Annotated in this window: 13 protein-coding genes, 1 tRNA gene and 2 pseudogenes; 9 read left to right on the forward strand and 7 right to left on the reverse strand. The window is 52.8% G+C overall.

Translation table 11 applies throughout. The features are described 5' to 3' along the window. Nucleotides 1–388 precede the first annotated feature (388 nt). Nucleotides 389–1,610: pseudogene (locus WMO20_RS01620) on the reverse strand (IS110 family RNA-guided transposase). Between the two features lie 1,223 nt (nucleotides 1,611–2,833). On the opposite strand from WMO20_RS01620, the gene WMO20_RS01625 reads away from it, so the two are divergent. From WMO20_RS01625 to WMO20_RS01640, 4 genes are all read left to right on the forward strand, one after another. After that, nucleotides 2,834–3,856: a ParB N-terminal domain-containing protein gene (locus tag WMO20_RS01625; protein ID WP_349185627.1), complete on the forward strand. Its 1,023-nt coding sequence runs from the start codon at nucleotides 2,834–2,836 to the stop codon at nucleotides 3,854–3,856. A 19-nt stretch (nucleotides 3,857–3,875) separates the two neighbouring features. After that, nucleotides 3,876–4,601 carry a replication initiator protein A gene (locus WMO20_RS01630; protein WP_349185628.1) on the forward strand — a complete coding sequence of 242 codons (726 nt, stop codon included), beginning with the start codon at nucleotides 3,876–3,878 and terminating at the stop codon, nucleotides 4,599–4,601. Further along, nucleotides 4,598–5,434 carry an ATP-binding protein gene (locus WMO20_RS01635; RefSeq protein WP_349185647.1) on the forward strand — a complete coding sequence of 279 codons (837 nt, stop codon included), beginning with the start codon at nucleotides 4,598–4,600 and terminating at the stop codon, nucleotides 5,432–5,434. The genes WMO20_RS01630 and WMO20_RS01635 overlap by 4 nt, the downstream gene beginning before the upstream one ends. Nucleotides 5,435–5,791: 357 nt before the next feature. Next, nucleotides 5,792–6,994 carry a virulence RhuM family protein gene (locus WMO20_RS01640; protein WP_435387750.1) on the forward strand — a complete coding sequence of 401 codons (1,203 nt, stop codon included), beginning with the start codon at nucleotides 5,792–5,794 and terminating at the stop codon, nucleotides 6,992–6,994. Between the two features lie 425 nt (nucleotides 6,995–7,419). On the opposite strand, the gene WMO20_RS01650 is transcribed toward WMO20_RS01640, so the two are convergent. Genes WMO20_RS01650 through WMO20_RS01670 form a run of 5 tightly spaced genes read right to left on the reverse strand, consistent with a single transcriptional unit; the run spans nucleotide 7,420 to nucleotide 13,332 of the window. Beyond that, complete coding sequence (locus tag WMO20_RS01650; protein ID WP_349185629.1) at nucleotides 7,420–9,021, reverse strand: glycoside hydrolase family 36 protein; 1,602 nt, start codon at nucleotides 9,019–9,021, stop codon at nucleotides 7,420–7,422. Continuing rightward, nucleotides 9,014–9,775, reverse strand: coding sequence for an MFS transporter (locus WMO20_RS01655; RefSeq protein WP_349185630.1), 762 nt, complete (start codon nucleotides 9,773–9,775; stop codon nucleotides 9,014–9,016). The genes WMO20_RS01650 and WMO20_RS01655 overlap by 8 nt, the downstream gene beginning before the upstream one ends. A 1-nt stretch (nucleotide 9,776) precedes the next feature. Beyond that, entirely contained in the window at nucleotides 9,777–10,400 is a 624-nt protein-coding gene (locus WMO20_RS01660) for an MFS transporter (protein WP_349185631.1), read from the reverse strand. Further along, a complete protein-coding gene (locus tag WMO20_RS01665; protein ID WP_349185632.1) occupies nucleotides 10,391–12,772 on the reverse strand; it encodes a glycoside hydrolase family 2 protein in 2,382 nt (793 codons plus the stop codon). The genes WMO20_RS01660 and WMO20_RS01665 overlap by 10 nt, the downstream gene beginning before the upstream one ends. Beyond that, nucleotides 12,769–13,332 (reverse strand): TetR/AcrR family transcriptional regulator, encoded by a 564-nt coding sequence (locus WMO20_RS01670; protein WP_349185633.1) that lies wholly within the window; start codon nucleotides 13,330–13,332, stop codon nucleotides 12,769–12,771. The genes WMO20_RS01665 and WMO20_RS01670 overlap by 4 nt, the downstream gene beginning before the upstream one ends. 328 nt (nucleotides 13,333–13,660) lie before the next feature. Here WMO20_RS01670 and WMO20_RS01675 point away from each other — a divergent pair. The 3 genes and pseudogenes from WMO20_RS01675 to WMO20_RS01685 form a co-directional block, all read left to right on the forward strand. Next, nucleotides 13,661–13,846, forward strand: a pseudogene (locus WMO20_RS01675) (hypothetical protein); the annotation flags it as partial. A 94-nt stretch (nucleotides 13,847–13,940) separates the two neighbouring features. After that, nucleotides 13,941–14,537: a hypothetical protein gene (locus WMO20_RS01680; protein ID WP_349185648.1), complete on the forward strand. Its 597-nt coding sequence runs from the start codon at nucleotides 13,941–13,943 to the stop codon at nucleotides 14,535–14,537. Continuing rightward, nucleotides 14,530–14,721 (forward strand): hypothetical protein, encoded by a 192-nt coding sequence (locus WMO20_RS01685; RefSeq protein ID WP_349185634.1) that lies wholly within the window; start codon nucleotides 14,530–14,532, stop codon nucleotides 14,719–14,721. Before WMO20_RS01680 ends, WMO20_RS01685 begins: the two co-directional genes overlap by 8 nt. A gap of 218 nt (nucleotides 14,722–14,939) precedes the next feature. Here WMO20_RS01685 and WMO20_RS01690 read toward each other — a convergent pair. After that, a tRNA-Thr gene (locus WMO20_RS01690) sits at nucleotides 14,940–15,015 on the reverse strand. A gap of 192 nt (nucleotides 15,016–15,207) precedes the next feature. Between WMO20_RS01690 and WMO20_RS01695 the strand changes: the two genes are divergently transcribed. Both WMO20_RS01695 and WMO20_RS01700 read left to right on the forward strand, forming a co-directional pair. After that, nucleotides 15,208–15,576: a hypothetical protein gene (locus WMO20_RS01695; protein WP_112090152.1), complete on the forward strand. Its 369-nt coding sequence runs from the start codon at nucleotides 15,208–15,210 to the stop codon at nucleotides 15,574–15,576. Nucleotides 15,577–15,592: 16 nt separating this feature from the next. After that, nucleotides 15,593–16,507 (forward strand): DnaD domain-containing protein, encoded by a 915-nt coding sequence (locus WMO20_RS01700; RefSeq protein ID WP_349185635.1) that lies wholly within the window; start codon nucleotides 15,593–15,595, stop codon nucleotides 16,505–16,507. The last annotated feature ends 5 nt before the right edge of the window (nucleotides 16,508–16,512 follow it).

Genomic DNA, 16,512 nt, shown 5'->3' on the forward strand with positions numbered 1-16,512 from the left:
TTTGACAGTCTTTCGGTACTTCAGCCTGCATTCACAGGATGCAGTTCGCGGGTTTGGGTATTCCCAACAAGTATTTTGCAACGCAAAATAAGCAGATGTATATACGTCTGCACTGCTTGCGGATACTATGAAGCCTCTCAACGTGCCTTCCAAATTTGAAAATCATTTTGCAATCAGGACCGTCAGCTTTCAAGTTCAACTTGAAGCTGGCGGTTATTTTTCTGCACAAAAATTTTCGCATTTGCAACCGCTGCAAACCTGCTAACTTGTGTCAATAGCGGAATCGAAAAAAGAATGGTTGCCGGGTGCAGTGAGCATCCGGCAACTTTAATAAGCCGACGGCGCAGCCTGTCAGCTGAAATTCTCCATAGTAGCAATCTGTCAAATGTCATTCATAAACAACCGCTGCTACTTGAGAGCGAAGGTACTCGTTCACGCGAGCATAGTAGATGCGCAAGAACTTTGCGCTTCCTGCAACAGTATAGACATAGTAATGTTTTCCCTCTGAGCATTTTTCCCATAAAGCAGAAAACGGCATTCTCTGGGTTTGAGAGCGTCAGGATAATATTAGAGACAAGGAATATTGTCCGTCTCAAATGCGGTGATCCTCGTTTGGAAACATGGCGTGATTTGGATTCAAAAGCACCGGACTGGAATGGTGGTGCGTCAATTCCGGCAAAAGCAACGAGGGCTTTCTTGTTCTTGAATCGCCGGACATCGCCAATCTCGGCCATAAGAGCCGGCCCAGTAACAGGCCCAGCACCTTCCATTTGCATCACGATTTCATATTCTGGAAGCAGTGCAGCCAGTCGCTGCATTTCAAGCTGCGTGTTGTGTCTGGCTTCACAGACGGCATTCAAACTTTTGCAGGTTTGTCCGATCAGAGTCTTTGTGCTTTCGCACTTGGGAAGGGTAGCCACGCATTCCTGCGCCATAATATAGATCTTATGAGCGGTAGCGGTACGAAACTTATAATTCTTGCGCTTACACCAGCCTCGATAGGACTCCGTAAAAACTTCCATGAAATACTGACATACGCAGTCCCTGTGCCAATAGCGCAGAAAGAAATCCACCCACTTTTCGTGGCCATCTGTATTTTTCGTGTTCGGATCGAAGGCAAGATTCACCCCTGCAAAGGTCTGATCTGCCAAAGCAATCAGCCCGTTGCAAAGAACTGTTGCGGTTGCAGTGATTCTTTCATTTGCTCTCGACTGCATTTTAAGTAGCAATCTGGTTTCCTCTTCATCGTTGAGCAGTGGCAGTGTATCCCAGAAAGTCAGCGCGTAATTTGCGATTTTCAGAGCATCGGCACGATCTGTTTTGAGCTTTCGGATAGAATTGTCGCTGAAATCATGGATCAGCATCGCATTTACAGCAGAGACAAAGAAGCCCGCCTTTTTGAGGGTCAAGGCAATCGGCCTCCAGTACATACTGGTATGTTCCATTACGACCCGAATATCTCCTCCTAACTTTTTGAGAGTTGAGACCAGTTTTTTCAAGTCGCTGTTTGTATGGCGTACATCGAAAGGGTGCATCACGATCTCGCCACCCGGTCTACGTACTGCAACTGTGCTTTTGCTTTTAGACACATCGACTCCGACAGCGGTGATAACAGCAGACTTCATTTTCTGACCTCCTTTTTCATGCCGGTTCCGCCTATGCCCATTACCGATTCAGCTTGCTTTGTGACACGAATGTACAGCAACATTTTTATCTGCTGATAACTCAACCTGCGTCAATCGAACGCTGCAATGAGATGGCGGAGAACAGTTTGCGCGTACAAGCGTTTCAGCTCAAGCAGGGCACCGTTCTCTCAGCACATCTACATTGTAGCTTAGGTTTGGGCATCTGTATAGCTCACTGGCTGTGAACTCTCAGAACCAACACAATTGTAGCAAGCAGGGCAAGCCGGTACCACCTCGCAATTTTTGAATCCGATTTTTTCAAATTCAAATTCAAAAACGCTTGTTGTGCTTCGCCCAAACCCGATATTCAGTACAAGAATGCGCCAGTTCTGCACCTTAACGGGCGCTGAATAAGTGAATTTTCTTAGAAAAAGCGTTTTGTAAAAATCAGCGTTGATTCATTCGATATTGCATCAAACCGGAACTATTACTTCCGGTTTTGAAGGCAAAAAGCGGAAGTATCACTTCCTAAAAATTCGAGTGTTATTATGGTATGCTCTATTCAGAGCCGTTCACCGAACCGGACCTACTATGTCCGGTTTACTCCCTCAAAACCGGACCTGTCAGGTCCTAAAAAATCTTTTGAAAGTGTGATAAGTTACCAGCAAGACACCAATTGAACCTTGAAAACCGAATGACCGTCTGCATGGGATACCCGGCCATGACCCCCAAGTGGGAAAGCCGGAAAACGCCGCCAAAAGGGGGCAGGAAATCCATTCAGAGAGAACGGTACCCAAAATTTGAAATCACGTTAATACGCAAAACCAGAACCAATAGTTCCGATTTTGCCTTGAAATTCACTTCATATTTTTTAAAAACCGGAACTACCAGTTCCTAAAAATAAAATTTACGATGTGATATAATTTTTTCAATGGTTTGCAGCAGAAAACCGGAAGCATCACTTCCGTTTTTTTACAACCCAAAACCGGAGGTACGACCTCCTAAAAAATCTTCTATGAATGTGTTAGTCTAATTTCAGAGCCTTCATCGAACCTTGAAAACCGAATGACCGTCTGCATGGGATACCCGGCGAAGACCCCGCAAGGGAGAGCCGGAAAACGCCGCCGGAAGGGGGCAGGAAATCCATGCAGAGAGAACGGCGTAAGAACAATGACATTCTATTTCATTTCAGAAAGGATGGTTTGCCTATGACAAAACTGAGCCAGCTTAAAATCGACCCGGAGTTCCAGAATCAAATCAACCCTCCGTCGTTTGAGGAAACCCACCAACTGGAAATGAACATCCTCAAGGAGGAACGTGTACTGAATCCGATCATCACATGGAACGGCTATATTGTGGATGGACATACACGCTATCAAATTCTTCGGAAATATCCATTTATTCCATTTGAAGTCATCGAAAAAGAATTTTCCAGCCGTTATGAAGCACTCGTATGGATCTGTAAAAATCAGCTTGGGCGGCGAAACCTGACCCCAGAACAGAAAAAGTTCCTGATCGGAAAGCAGGCAGAAGCGGAAAAGCAAATCAAATCGTTTCACGGCAATCAGTATACTTTGGCATCTGAAAGTGGTCTGGCTCAAAATGAACCAGACCGCACAAAGCACGGTTCACGATCGAAGGTCGCTGCGGAACATGGAACATCCGAAAGTTATGTTTACCGTGCAGAGCAATTTGCAAGAGGTGTGGAAGCAGCGGAGGAAGCAGTACCCGGAGCGCAGGAAGAAATCCTGAGCGGAAAGATCCGGGCAACCGACCGTGAAATTTCCTCGATTGCAAAGGTTCCAAAGGAAAAGCGTCCCGAAGTTGTGGCAGAGTTGCGTAAGCCCAAAGCCAAACGGGATTCCAGTATCACGGATTCGTATTCTTCGCCTTCAAAGGGCAATGAGTTTATAACGACCTTCAAGCAAGACATTCAGGGGCATAAGAAAGGACTCAACAAGGAAGAAAAACAGAATCTCAAGGATGCCGTCAAGAGCATCTATTCACCTCGCCGTTTGGCAGATGGCGAAGCCATGATGTGCGAGATTCAGGGAGCACAGGAGGATTTTGTCCGGCGGTGGGAAATGTGCTTTCGTGAATACCCGGATATTCTTACCGAACCGAAGAACAATGAGAAACTGCTGATTTTTATCGACCGTGCCAGTCGGTATCTTCAGACGGTAAAAGATCGTCTGAACAATGATAGAAACCAAAACTCTCAAACGGTCTAGCACTAATTCGGATATAAAAATGGAGGTGAATGCCATTTCGGATTACTTGAAACCCAATATGCCACTGCCACAATATCTGCCCTATGCCCGCTTTCTGCTGGATACAGACCTGAGCCACACAGCAAAATTGCTCTACACCCTGCTGCTGGACCGGGCAACACTTTCCCAAAAGAACAACTGGATGGATGAGCGCGGCTTCGTCTATGTGATTTTCCCTCTTTCATCATTGAGCGATGCTCTACGATGCAGCACCATGAGCATTAAACGTGCGTTGCGTTCACTGGAAGATGCCGATTTGATTGAGCGCAGAAGAGGTCGCATTACTGTGCCCAACAGCATCTTTGTAAAAGTTCCGACAGTGCAAAAATGTTCCCCTGCATGGAACGATTTTGTTCCATCCGATGGAACAGAAATGATATCTTCCATGGAACAAAAGTGTTCCACTAACCAACGTTATAAGAACAACCTGAAAGATAGCCACCTGATAAAAACAACAGCCGCCCCTTTAACCTTTGGAGAATATCACAATGTCTTTCTGACGGAAAAAGAGTACAAGCAACTCAAAGCCGATTTCTTCGGGCTGGATAGCCTGATCGAACAGCTTTCAGCTTATATCCAGTCCACCGGCAAAAAATATGCCGACCATGCCGCTACCCTGCGCATCTGGGCAAAACGGCAAAAGTCGGAACAAAAGCAAGCACCGGGCATCCCGGACTACACATTCAGGGAAGGAGAAAGCCTATAAAAACGATCGAAAAAATTTTGGAACAGCTCCCATCCAGTATTCCCGAAAACACCGATGATTATTATGGCAAGGACGGCCTGCTTCATTGTGGAAAGTGTCACACCCCAAAAGAAGCGTTCTTTGCAAAGGGCATTGCCCTGATGGGCAAAAACAAGCACCCAATCGAATGCATCTGCCAGCGCACGGAAAGAGAAAAACAAGAAACCCTTATCAGCCAGCAAAAGCACAACGACCTTGTGCGGCGGCTGAAAGCAGAGGGATTTTCTGACCCGTCAATGCTGGACTGGACCTTTGAAAACGACAATGGCCGCAGCCCACAGATGCACCACGCACACCGCTATGTAGAGCAATGGCAGACCATGCGCGCAGAGAACCTTGGGCTTCTTCTCTGGGGTGGTGTAGGCACCGGCAAGAGTTTCCTTGCCGGGTGCATTGCAAACGCTCTGATGGAGCAGGAAGTGCCTGTGCGTATGACAAACTTTGCCCGAATCCTGAACGAGTTGAACAGCAGCTTTTCCGGGCGGAACGATGTTGTGGACAATCTCTGTCGCTACCCCCTGCTCATCATTGACGATTTCGGCATGGAACGTGGCACCGAATACGCACTGGAACAGATCTACAACATCGTGGACAGCCGATACCGCAGCCGGAAGCCGCTGATCGTCACCACCAACCTGACGCTGGACGAGATACAATACCCACAGAATACCGCCCATGCCCGCATCTATGACCGCCTGCTGGAAATGTGCGTTCCGATTTCCTGCATTGGGGTCAGCTTACGGAAGGAGAACGCACAGGAAAAGCTGGAACGACTGAAACTTTTGATCGGATAAAACGAAAATGTCGGAAAACAAAAATTGCCGGGTGCAAAAGTCATCCAGCTACAAGGAAATGGAGCTGCCTATTGAATAATTGCCACCGTACAGAAACCGGCCCTTCCTCTTCGGACTGCTCTACGCCCACGCTCGATGAATGGAGCGCATTCGCAGCCTTTCTAGCTGATGTGATTGAGAAGTACGCATCTGTCTTGGAAATAGACAAAGCAGAATCCTTATCAAACAACGAAAATCAACAAGATGCTGTTGATACTGCTCTTGCAGCATGATATAATTTTCTTGTAATATTTGTCCCAACACAGTGGCAAGGTCTCCCCTTCCACTGTATTACATACACGGAACGGGGTTCTTAAAATGAATCGACCAGGCAACTCTCCTAAAAATTCCATCCTCATTTACACCACGGAAGACGGCCTGACCAAAATCGATACTACCTTTGATGGTGACACCGTCTGGCTTTCCATTGACCAGATGGCTGAGTTGTTCCAACGTGACCGCAGCGTTATCGGAAAACACATTCGAAACATTTTCAAAGAAGGTGAACTCCAAAAGGAATCAGTGTGGGCAAAATTTGCCTACACTGCCGCTGATGGAAAAACATACGACGTGGATTACTATAATCTTGATGTTATCATTTCCGTTGGTTACCGCGTCAAATCCAAACGAGGCACACAATTCCGTATCTGGGCAACTGGCATTTTGAAAGAATATATGCGCAAGGGATTTGCGCTGGATGATGAACGCCTGAAAAATTTGGGCGGCGGTGGATATTTCAAAGAGCTGTTGGAACGCATCCGCGACATCCGTGCTTCTGAAAAGGTGTTCTACCGTCAGGTTCTGGAAATCTATGCAACCAGCATTGACTACGACCCAAAAGCAGAAATCTCCGTCCAGTTCTTCAAAAAAGTTCAGAATAAAATTCATTATGCCATCCACGGTCAGACTGCCGCCGAGGTCATTTACAACCGTGCAGATGCCGAAAAGGAATTTATGGGTCTGACCACTTTTGTAGGAAATCAACCCACCTTACGAGAAGCTACTATTGCCAAAAATTATCTGAACGAGAAAGAGCTTCGTGCTATGGGGCAGTTGGTTTCCGGTTATCTGGATTTCGCAGAACGTCAGGCAGAACGCGAACAGCCCATGACCATGCAGGATTGGGCAAACCACCTTGACCGCATTTTAACCATGAGCGGTGAGCGCCTTCTTGTTGGAAATGGCAGTGTGACCCACAAGCAGGCAGTGGACAAGGCACGAGAAGGCCGCTGGAACGGCGGCTTTGCGCCTTATGGCTATCGTTTGGTTGACGGTGTGCTGCAAATCAACGAAGATGAAGCCCCTGCCATACGCACGATTTTTGAGCAATATGTAAATACGGACACAGGCGCAAATGGTCTTTCCAAATATCTGGAGACCCACGGTTTTCAGAAACTCGCCCGTCAGAACGGTACCTCTCCCCTTTTCAGCGCAACATTGATTCGGGCCATTCTGAAAAATCCCGTCTACTGCGGAAAGATTGCCTTTGGTCGCCGCAAACTTGAAAAGATTCAGGTTTGACACACTCGCCCAATAGTGGATCGTTCCGCAACGGGTACGATACGTTTTTTCTTCCATCGGGTTTTCCTCCACAAATTCCAAGTTGTTTTGTTCAGTATGCCACGCTTTTTTCCTACAGAAAAGATACCGAAAAACAAAAATGTCCCCGGATGGCTTGTTACAACTCTCCGGGGACAGATCCTGTACACCGGTATCTTTCATCTTGTTCCCAGCATTTCCATCCATTATAATAGAGCCGGTGTCATTTTGAAGCACGGGAAAAGCAGTAGGACGTATGAAACCTCGGCGGCGCTGCACAGACCCAAGCTACATTTGAAAAGCTGAGAAATCATACTGGCAGAACAGCAAAACACCCGCCCATGTATCGTGTGCAAAGCACAGTATATGGGCGGGTGTTGTTGTTTGATTGTGGTTTGTTTGCACTGTCAAAACAGGTCGAAACAAAGTTTTTGCGGTGTTCCGCCCAGCAGATACCGGATATAGAGACGGCCGTTTTCCATTTCCACCTGCACTTGCGTGGCACGCTCAAAGAGGGTGCGCAGGCGGCGGTACTCTGCCCGCTGCGCTTGTGTGTAGCGGGACGGCATATCCGAGGTAAGGAACACATTGCCCAGCAAGGCATTGAGCGTGGCAAGGGTGTGCTTTTGTTCTGCCGTCAGCTTGCAGTTTTCCTCCCGGAGAAAGAACACATCCGGGTCGCTGCCGTAGGCGCGGCCATTGAGTTGCCTCCGGAATATAGTGTTGTTGATGGCCTGTTTTGTGGACACCCGCTCCCGGTGGAACAGGCGCATATACCACACATCGTCCCAGTCCAGCCCTACGTCACAGCTGACACGGCAGTAATCCACCAGCCCGAAGGCAGGCATCACCGGTACGCCGCAGCCGAGGATGGTCTTTTGCCCGCACCAGCTGCGCAGCAGCTCCATAGCACGGTACATTCTGCCCGCCCGGCTCTCGCGGGCGTTGCCAAAGGGGGCAGCGCCGTACAGAAAATCCAGCTTGACAAGGTCGAAGCCCCAGTCGTTCAGTACCCGGTCGAACACCCAGCGCAGATAGTCCAGCACTGCCGGGTTGTCGATATCCAGTGCATAAAAGCTGCTCCAGTTGCTGCCGCAGCACCATGGCGCACCGTTCACCTTCAGCAGCCAGTCCGGGTGCTGCCGGAAAAGGGCAGAGTCCTTTTCGCACACAAAGGGTGCAAGCCATAGCCCAGCCTGAAATCCGGCGGCGTGAATTTCCTGTACCATGCCTTTCAGCCCGTGGGGGAATTTCTGCGTATCCGTTTCCAGCCAATCCCCCACCTTCGGCTCCCAGCCATCGTCGATTTGGAACAGGTCTCCCGGGCAAAGCAGGCTGCGGCAGCCGGTCATGTCCTCCCGGATGGTGTCCTCGGTGATGTTTTGATAGCGGTTGTACCAACTGGAATAGCCTGCCAGCTTTTTCTCCGTCCGAGGGCGTATGCCCATCGCCTGAAACCAGCCGTCGAACACCTCGACCTCGCTGCCCTCGGCAAAAAACAGGTCGAAGAGTGGGAAACTGCCGCCGGGATGCTCCACCCCGGCGCAGTCCCGCTCCAATGTCAGCAGGGCTTTGCCGCTGTCGTAGCGGAGGATGGTGTAGCCCGGGGTCTCGTCCAGCGATGCCACCAACCGGAACTGCTTGCCCTTGCGGAAATAGCAGTAGGAAAAGCCGTGGCTCTGCCCCTTTTGATGCCCGTAAGGCGCAAAATGATAATCGCCGTAGCGGTCAAAGGCGTATTTCTTGCTCAGAAAGCCGGGGATATGGTCGGTGCCGCGCAGCTTGCCGTTCCGGTCAAGCTCCGGGCTGTAGGTCCATGTCTGGTAGCCGTTCATGAACAGACGTTCGTCTGCTTCCATCGTCCACGGCAGCTCGGCATGTACGGTCTTCAGCGTCCCAGCGGGCAGGTCGGCAGAAAGATGCAGCACACCGCCATTCTCCGTGACCGCGCAGCTGCCCTTTCGTGTGCCGCCGGAGGTTTCCGCGTACCAGTGCAGCGTTTCAGTCATGGTGCGTTTCCTCCCCATGGAGCTGTGCGCTGATCTCGGCAGCGCGGGCATCGGTCAGAACGAACTTGTTGCGGAACAGCACCAGCACACCTGCCAGCACCAGCATGGGCAGAACCGTCATCATCAGGCGCAGACCCAGCAGCGTTCCGGCGCTTTGCACCGCTACGGGGCCAGTCTCTTCCGTGTTGCCCACAAGACCGATCAGGTCCAGCCCGATACCGGTCAGGAATACCGCCACGCCGGAGGCTGCCTTGACCACAAAGGTCTGCATGGAAAAGATAACGCTCTCCTCCCGGCGTCCGGTCTTGAGCTGGCCGTAATCCACGCTGTTGGAAAGGAGCAGGGTGGTCAGCACGCTCAGCATACCGTTACAGGCAAACACCACAACGCCCGGAATGCACAACAGCGCCAGACTGTGGGACAGGCCGGTCAGGCAGAACACCAGCAGCGTGCCGTAGCCGCACAGCGCCAGCACAAGGCTCAGCTGGAATACCTGTGTGCTGCTGAACTTTTTATGCAGCAGTGGGTAAAGCACCATCATGCCCAAAATTTGTGCCGCACCGCCCACGGTGGAAAACAGGGTGTAGGTGGCTTTCCAGCCTGCACCGCCAAGGTCGTACTTGAAGAAATAGATGATGAAGTTGGAGGTAAGGTACAGCGCCGAGTTGATCAGCACGATGCTGCCCACCACTACCATAGCCTGATCGTTGCGGAACAGGGCGGAGAACATCTCCTTTACGGTGGCAGTCTTCATCTCACTGGGGGGTGGTTTCTTTCATGGAAATGCAGCACACCAGCTCTGTCACTGCAAAAATTACCGCTACGATCAATGCCACCCAGCGGAAGCCTGCACGCTCGCTGTCGCCGCCAAGGATGCCCACCAGCAGCATGGTGAACATGGCGATGAGGGCAGAGCCAACGCCTGCACAGGTACGCCCCACCATGGAAAGGTTCTCCCGGTCTTTTGGGGTGCGGGTCACGGCGGGGATCATGGACCAGTAAGGAATATCCATCATGGTGTAGGTGACGCCCCACAGGATGTACACCACGCTGAAATAGACCATCAGCGCTGCTTCGTCCAGCACCGGGGCGGCAAACAGGGCGTAGAGCACCAGCGCATTGAGCAGCGTGCCGGAAAAGATCCACGGACGGAAACGCCCCCAGCGGGTACGGGTCTTTGCCACCAGAATGCCCATAAAGGGGTCATTGAAGGCATCAAAGAACCGGGCTGCCATGAGAACAACGCCCACAAAGCTGGCCGAAAGCCCCAGCACATCCTGATAATAATACATGACGTAGGAAGCCGACAGGGCATATACCATATCCTTGCCCACGGCACCAATACCGAACGCGGTTTTCTGTTTCAGGGTCAGTTCCATACAGCATCCTCCTTTTCGATGGTGAACCGCAGCACAACGGGCTGGGTCTGCGGTGCAGAAACGGTCAGCACGGATTCTCCGGCAGTACCCACGGTGCGCAGATAAGTACCGGTCATGCCGCCCTCTGCCACGGCGGTCTGCGGGCCGACAAGGGCGGCGCTGCCCTCCACCACAAACTGCACCGGGAACTGTGCATAGGGGGCGGGAATGCCGTTCTCGTCCAGAATCCGTACCCGCACAGCGGCCATATCGTAGGTGTCCTGCTCCCGCAGGGTCGTCCGGCTGGCCTTGACCTCCAAGTGCAGCTTTGCACTGGGGCAAAGGGTCACGCTGCGCACCACGTTGCCGTCCTGCACGGCATCGAACCGCCAGCGGGTGGCTTCGCCGCCCCAGTTGCCCACATATTTGCCGTAAAGCGCCACGCCGTCTGCAAAGGTCATTTTGTAGTGCAGCATACACCAGCCGAATTTGACTTTGTAAGCCAGCGGCAGTCCCGCTAAGCCATATTTTCCGGCGGCCAGCAGGCAGTCCCGCACAGCGGCTGCCTTGGAGGGGGAAAAGTGCTCCTGCGTTTCCAGCAGCTCACCGATGGTATCGTCCATCACAAAGGGCGGATGCGGCAGTGCTGTCCACTCGCTTTGGCGCAGGGCGGTAACGAACACATCGTTTTTGTACAACTTGACCTGCTGGGCATTGCTGAAAACGTATGCCGTGCCCAGCTGCCCGGCGGGGTTATCGCCGATGTCCATGGAGGAGCTGACCGCCAGCACCGGGTCAGCGTTACCCTGACTGGCATAGACCGCCGCCGCCAATTTGGGGTTGCGGAAGCTGTCCAGCACGCCGTGGTAGCAGATGCGGTCCCCGGAGCCAAAGTCCTTGTGGGTCTGGTAATCGAACATGCACCAGCCAAAACACCCGGCGTGTTCCCCGCTGCCGTAAGCGGCGTTCTGTACCCGGGCGTGCCGCAGAGCGTGCTCCTGCCGGTGCGGGCCATCGTCAAAGGCTTTGGTGGGGTACATATGACCATTGCATTCCGATATGAGCAGCGCCTTGCCCATATCCGGGGTCACGTCCTTTTTGGGCTTAGCGCCGGGCGTTACGCCGTTGTGGGAAAAATCGTTGTAGGCGTAGACGTCCTCCAGCAGATGGCTCTTTTCCAGATACCGCACGCCGGAGGTGGCACGGCTGGGGTCCAGCTGGTGGGCAATTTTGTTGGTGCGGGTGTAAAAGGCATCGTCGTCCACGCTCTCGTTGATGCGCACACCCCACAGGATGATGCTGGGGTGATTGCGGTTTTGCAGGAGCATCTCCCGCAGCATTTCACAGGCGGCGTCCTTCCAGTTGTCGTCCCCGATGTGCTGCCAGCCCGGCAGTTCGGTGAACACCAGCAGACCCCGCCGGTCGCACTCATCCAGAAAATATTGGCTTTGGGGGTAGTGGCTGGTGCGCACGGCGGTGCAGTGCAGCTCCTCTTGCAAAATGCGGGCATCCTCCCGCTGCAGGCTTTCCGGTGCGGCGTAGCCGATGTAAGGGTAGCTCTGGTGCCGGTTCAAGCCGCGCAGAAAGGTCTTTTTTCCGTTGAGGTAGAAGCCGTCCGCCCGGAACTCTGCCGTGCGGAAACCAAACGTCACCTGTTTGCGGTCGATGGGCTGTCCGGCTGCATTCAAAAGCTCTGCAATGGCATGATGCAAAACCGGGTGCTCTGTATCCCACGGCTGTGCGTCCGGCACAGAAAGCTGCATCTTCCCGGTTTCTGCCGCCTGTGCGGTCTGCTCTGCCAGCAGGGTACCGTCTGCGGTCTCCAGCCGGATGCGGACCGCCACGGCTGCGGGCGCAAGCTCTGCCGTCCACTGCACCACGGCGTCATGCAGGGTGGGCGTGTAGACGAACAGGTCGGTCAGGCGGCTTTCTGCCGCAGCCTCCAGCCAGACCTCTCGGTACAGCCCGCCGTAGGTCAGGTAATCAATGACAAAGCCAAAGGGCGGGATAGCCGGGTCTTCCCTGGTGTCCAGCTGCACGGTGAGCAGGTTTTCGCCTTCCCGGTCAACAAGATCGGTGATCTCCACCGCAAAGCCGGTATAGCCGCCCCGGTGCTGCCCGGCAACCTTGCCGTTGACCCGCACCACTGCCTGATGGGCGGCTCCGTCAAAGCGGACAAACAGCCGGGGCGCAGCCTGCACTGGCGGCACTTGGAACCGTTTGCGGTAGCCGCAGACCATCTCGTAATCGGCCGGGGAGACATAATGCAGCGGCACCTCCCGGCAGGTATGGGGCAGGCGGACGACTTCCTGTTTTGGCACCGGCAGCCCCTTGCCAAAGGCTTCTGTCCAGTGTCGTGTAAACTCCCATCCATCGCAAAAACTGTGTTTCATCGCGGCAGCACTCCTTCCAGTAAAATCGAGATCATTTCTTCCAGCACAGCCACATACTGCACCCCGCTTTCTGCCAGACTGCGGTCTGCCAGAAAACTCTCGATGGATGCGGTGATCATCTGCCGCAGCACCGGCAGGGATACCGGACGCATGACCCCTTCAGCCACAGCCTGCTCCAGCAGCACCATGGTGGGCTCCCACCCGTTTTCCTGCTGACTGCGCACCCGCGCCGCCACCACCGGGTATTTCTCGTCCAGTTCCTTCATCTGTCGCAGATCCAAAGCGGCGTATTCTGCCGGCATAGCAATGATAACTGCCCGCAGCTTTTCCTGCAAAGTACCGCTGCCCGCCAGAATCTCCTGCTTGCAGCGGTGGATGTCTGCAAAGGCGTGGTCTACCATGTCCAGCAAAAGCGTCTCCTTGGAAGGATAAACGGTGTAGATGGTCTTTTTGCTGATATGCAGCGGCTCTGCCACCTGCTGCATGGTGAAATGCAGCCCCTGTTGACGGAACAGTTGCATGGCCTGCGTGCGCACCAGCGCATCGAGCTTTTCCTGCATAAGCGTCCTCCTTGTGGAAACCGTATTTGCTTTTCCGGTTTCCATTCTAGTGCGGAAACCGAATCAAATCAAGCGGTTTCTGTATTTTCTGCGTTATGCCGAAGAACCGCCAAAAAATCGCAGCAAAATGACAATAAAAATATCCTCTAAGAACTTTTTGCCCTTTGAGGATCAGTATATAAAACGTGAATTCTCAACCTATAAAACTACATGACAAGCTTCTTCATAAAATTACAAGAGCAACATGACGCTATCGCAGATTGGAGCGAAGCTACTGTCAAAAAAACTGAAATCGGTTCTAAATCGAATTTTAAGAGAAAATGATTATAAGGACAGTATGATGGACATCCTGCAAAAGTTCATGAGCCTGCAGGACGGCAAGACCCTCATTTTTCCCCGGTATCACCAGCTGGATGTGGTGCACAAGCTGGTGGCGGATGTGTGGCAGAAGGGTGCTTGGCAGCACTATCTCATCCAGCACAGTGCCGGGTCGGGCAAGTCCAACTCCATCGCACTGGACGTCGATGCCCCGTCCACGCGGAACGTTTCCGTTCGAAAGTGCCGCCCGCCAGAGCCTTGCCCAGTTTGCAAAGGACACCGGCGGCAGAGTGGACAGTGCACGCGTCAGTGTGCCAAAGTTTGGCAGGAGCGAGACCAGCAGGGCAAGCGCGAAGTCTCAGGCGCATCACACCGAGTGGCTCAAGACCATCAATGCACAAAGCACCAGCCTGAATACTGTTGCAAAATACTATGATGCAAAGTATAATAATACTGAAGAATATCAGTTGCTGATGCATTACAATCACAGCGTTGAAACCGGCTGGCTTTCACCACTGGCAGGCTTTGACTTGTATAAGAGCACACACGAGCGCATCCAGACGGAACTTGTGGGCAAAACTGTTGCAGATGGTACCGTCATCACTGGACATACTGCTCATTTTATGGAGCGTATGTTCGGCACACTGGTCGACCCAAAGAAATTAAAAAAAGACTTAAAAATCGTTCGCCGAAGTGGTGCGGATTTTGATGATATCAAAGACACGTTGATGTATCCTGTCATGCCGCCCCGAACGAAAAAAGATATCTTGGGTCGGAACAGTACGGTATTCTTCGGAATAAATGCACAAGTCTCTGTAAATGAAAAAGGTGAGCTGATTCAGTGCGAGCCTAAGAAACGAGGTGATCGAATTGGTAAAAATGAGTGACTACTCCCGAAAATTCTTTGAAAGAGAATTGCCGGAAGTTTCGTTGAATGTTGACGATGTCAACAAGCTGCTTGAGCCGCTTTACGATTTGATCATGTACAAAGGCTTTGATGAAAACTGGGATTATAATTCCTTCGGTGAAGATGCCCAGAATGTTTACGATGACCTTTACAATAATAACTAAACCACGATGCACACGCACCGTGGTTTTTGTTTGCCCATTTTTAGCACGATGCAGTTTGCACCGTGCTTTTATTGCGCCACTTCTTGCGCCACTCATTAAGGCAATTTCCAGATAAACAGGGGTAATTAAGGCACAACCTCCCACTTTCCCATCCCCTGCCGCACAAATAAAAGCCCCCGAAAATCGGCTTCACAAGCCAACTTTCGGGGGCTTCCCTTTGGAGCTACTGACCTGATTCGAACAGGCGACCTGCTCATTACGAGTGAGCTGCTCTACCAGCTGAGCCACAGTAGCACATTGCACATCTGTTGCAACAGGCAATATTTTACCATATTTCTGCGGCACTGTCAAGGCCGGATTTCCTGTAAGCGGGGCAGCTTTTGCAGGGCGTTTCACAAAAAGTTATTGCATTTTAGCCCGGCTGCTTTATAATAGAATTGATTGCGCAAAAGGCTGCGCCTTTTGCCGGAAAGGACGAGCTGCACCATGATCTTTGTTCCCCTGCTGCACTACTTTTTGTGCAAGAATGATTACAGCGGCAACGAAGCCGGACTGCGCTACCGGCTTACGCCGGGCAAACGCACCGTGCCGGATCCGGACAGCGGCGCGGATGCCACCAAGGAGGAAAAGATCCTCACTGTGGACTACTGGCCCGCGCCTTGGACGATCGACAAGACCGACCCCGCCCTACGCCGCCGGGAGGTATTTCCGCTTACGGACGAAGGGCGTGCCGCCGCCGCGCAGTATCTGAAGGACGCCTACGACGCTGAACCGGAGCGCTGGAACAACTGCCCGGACATGATGGACTGCGACCCTTGGGAGCCGCCCGCCGAGCCGGATACTGCCAACGAATGAACCGAACGAGGAAACCATGATCTACCGTTTGAAAGAACTGAAGGGCGATACCATCGCCGTGCCGCAGCTGGTGTTCTCCAAGCTGGGCATTGCCGAAGAATACAATGTGCGGGTGGCGCTGTATGTGCTGGCCACCGGCGTGACCGACCCGGACAAGCTCTGCGCCGACCTCAAGCTGCGCAGCCGCATCAGTGCAGAAAGTGCGCTGGCTTTCTGGGCAGGTGCAGGGCTTTTGGAGCGCTACGAGGAAAACGCCGCGCCGGGCGCAGAGCCCAGTGCTCCCGCCCCTATGCGCTGGGCGGAGATCGCCGCCGCCAGCCGCACCGACCCCATGATCTCCAGCCTGATCGACTGCGGGCAGACCAGCTTTGCCCGTCCGCTGACCCACACCGAAATGGAAAAGCTGGTGAACCTGTATGTGCAGGAGGGCTTTGCGCCTGAAGCTGTGATGCTCTGCGTGGCCTATGTAGCCAGCCGGGGCAAACGTACCATGGCCGCCGTGACCCACGAACTGAAGGTCTGGCGCGCCGAGGGCGTGGAGACCGGCGAGCAGGCCGATGCCCACTTAAAGCTGCTGGCGCTGCGCCAGAGCCGCGAGGAGTACGTCAGCAGCCTGCTGCAGATCACCCCCGAGGAGCTGACACTGGGCGGGCGCAAAGCCATTGCACGCTGGTACGAGGTGTACGGCTACGATGACGCCATGGTGCAGGAAGCCGCCGTACAGGCCGGCCCCAAGCGGGATCTGTGGTACTGGAACAGCATCCTTAAAACATGGAACGCCAAGGGGCTGCGCAGCATCCATGATGTGCGCGGCCCGGTGGCCGCAGCCGGAGCAAGCCGGAATATCCGGGTAGACCGCGACACACCCAGCGGAAACGATATCCTGAAAAACGCCACCCGCCGCCGTTCCCTGATCAAGAAACCGGAGTAAGGAGC

Source organism: Faecalibacterium intestinale, assembly GCF_040096575.1.
GTDB classification, from domain to species: domain Bacteria; phylum Bacillota; class Clostridia; order Oscillospirales; family Ruminococcaceae; genus Faecalibacterium; species Faecalibacterium intestinale.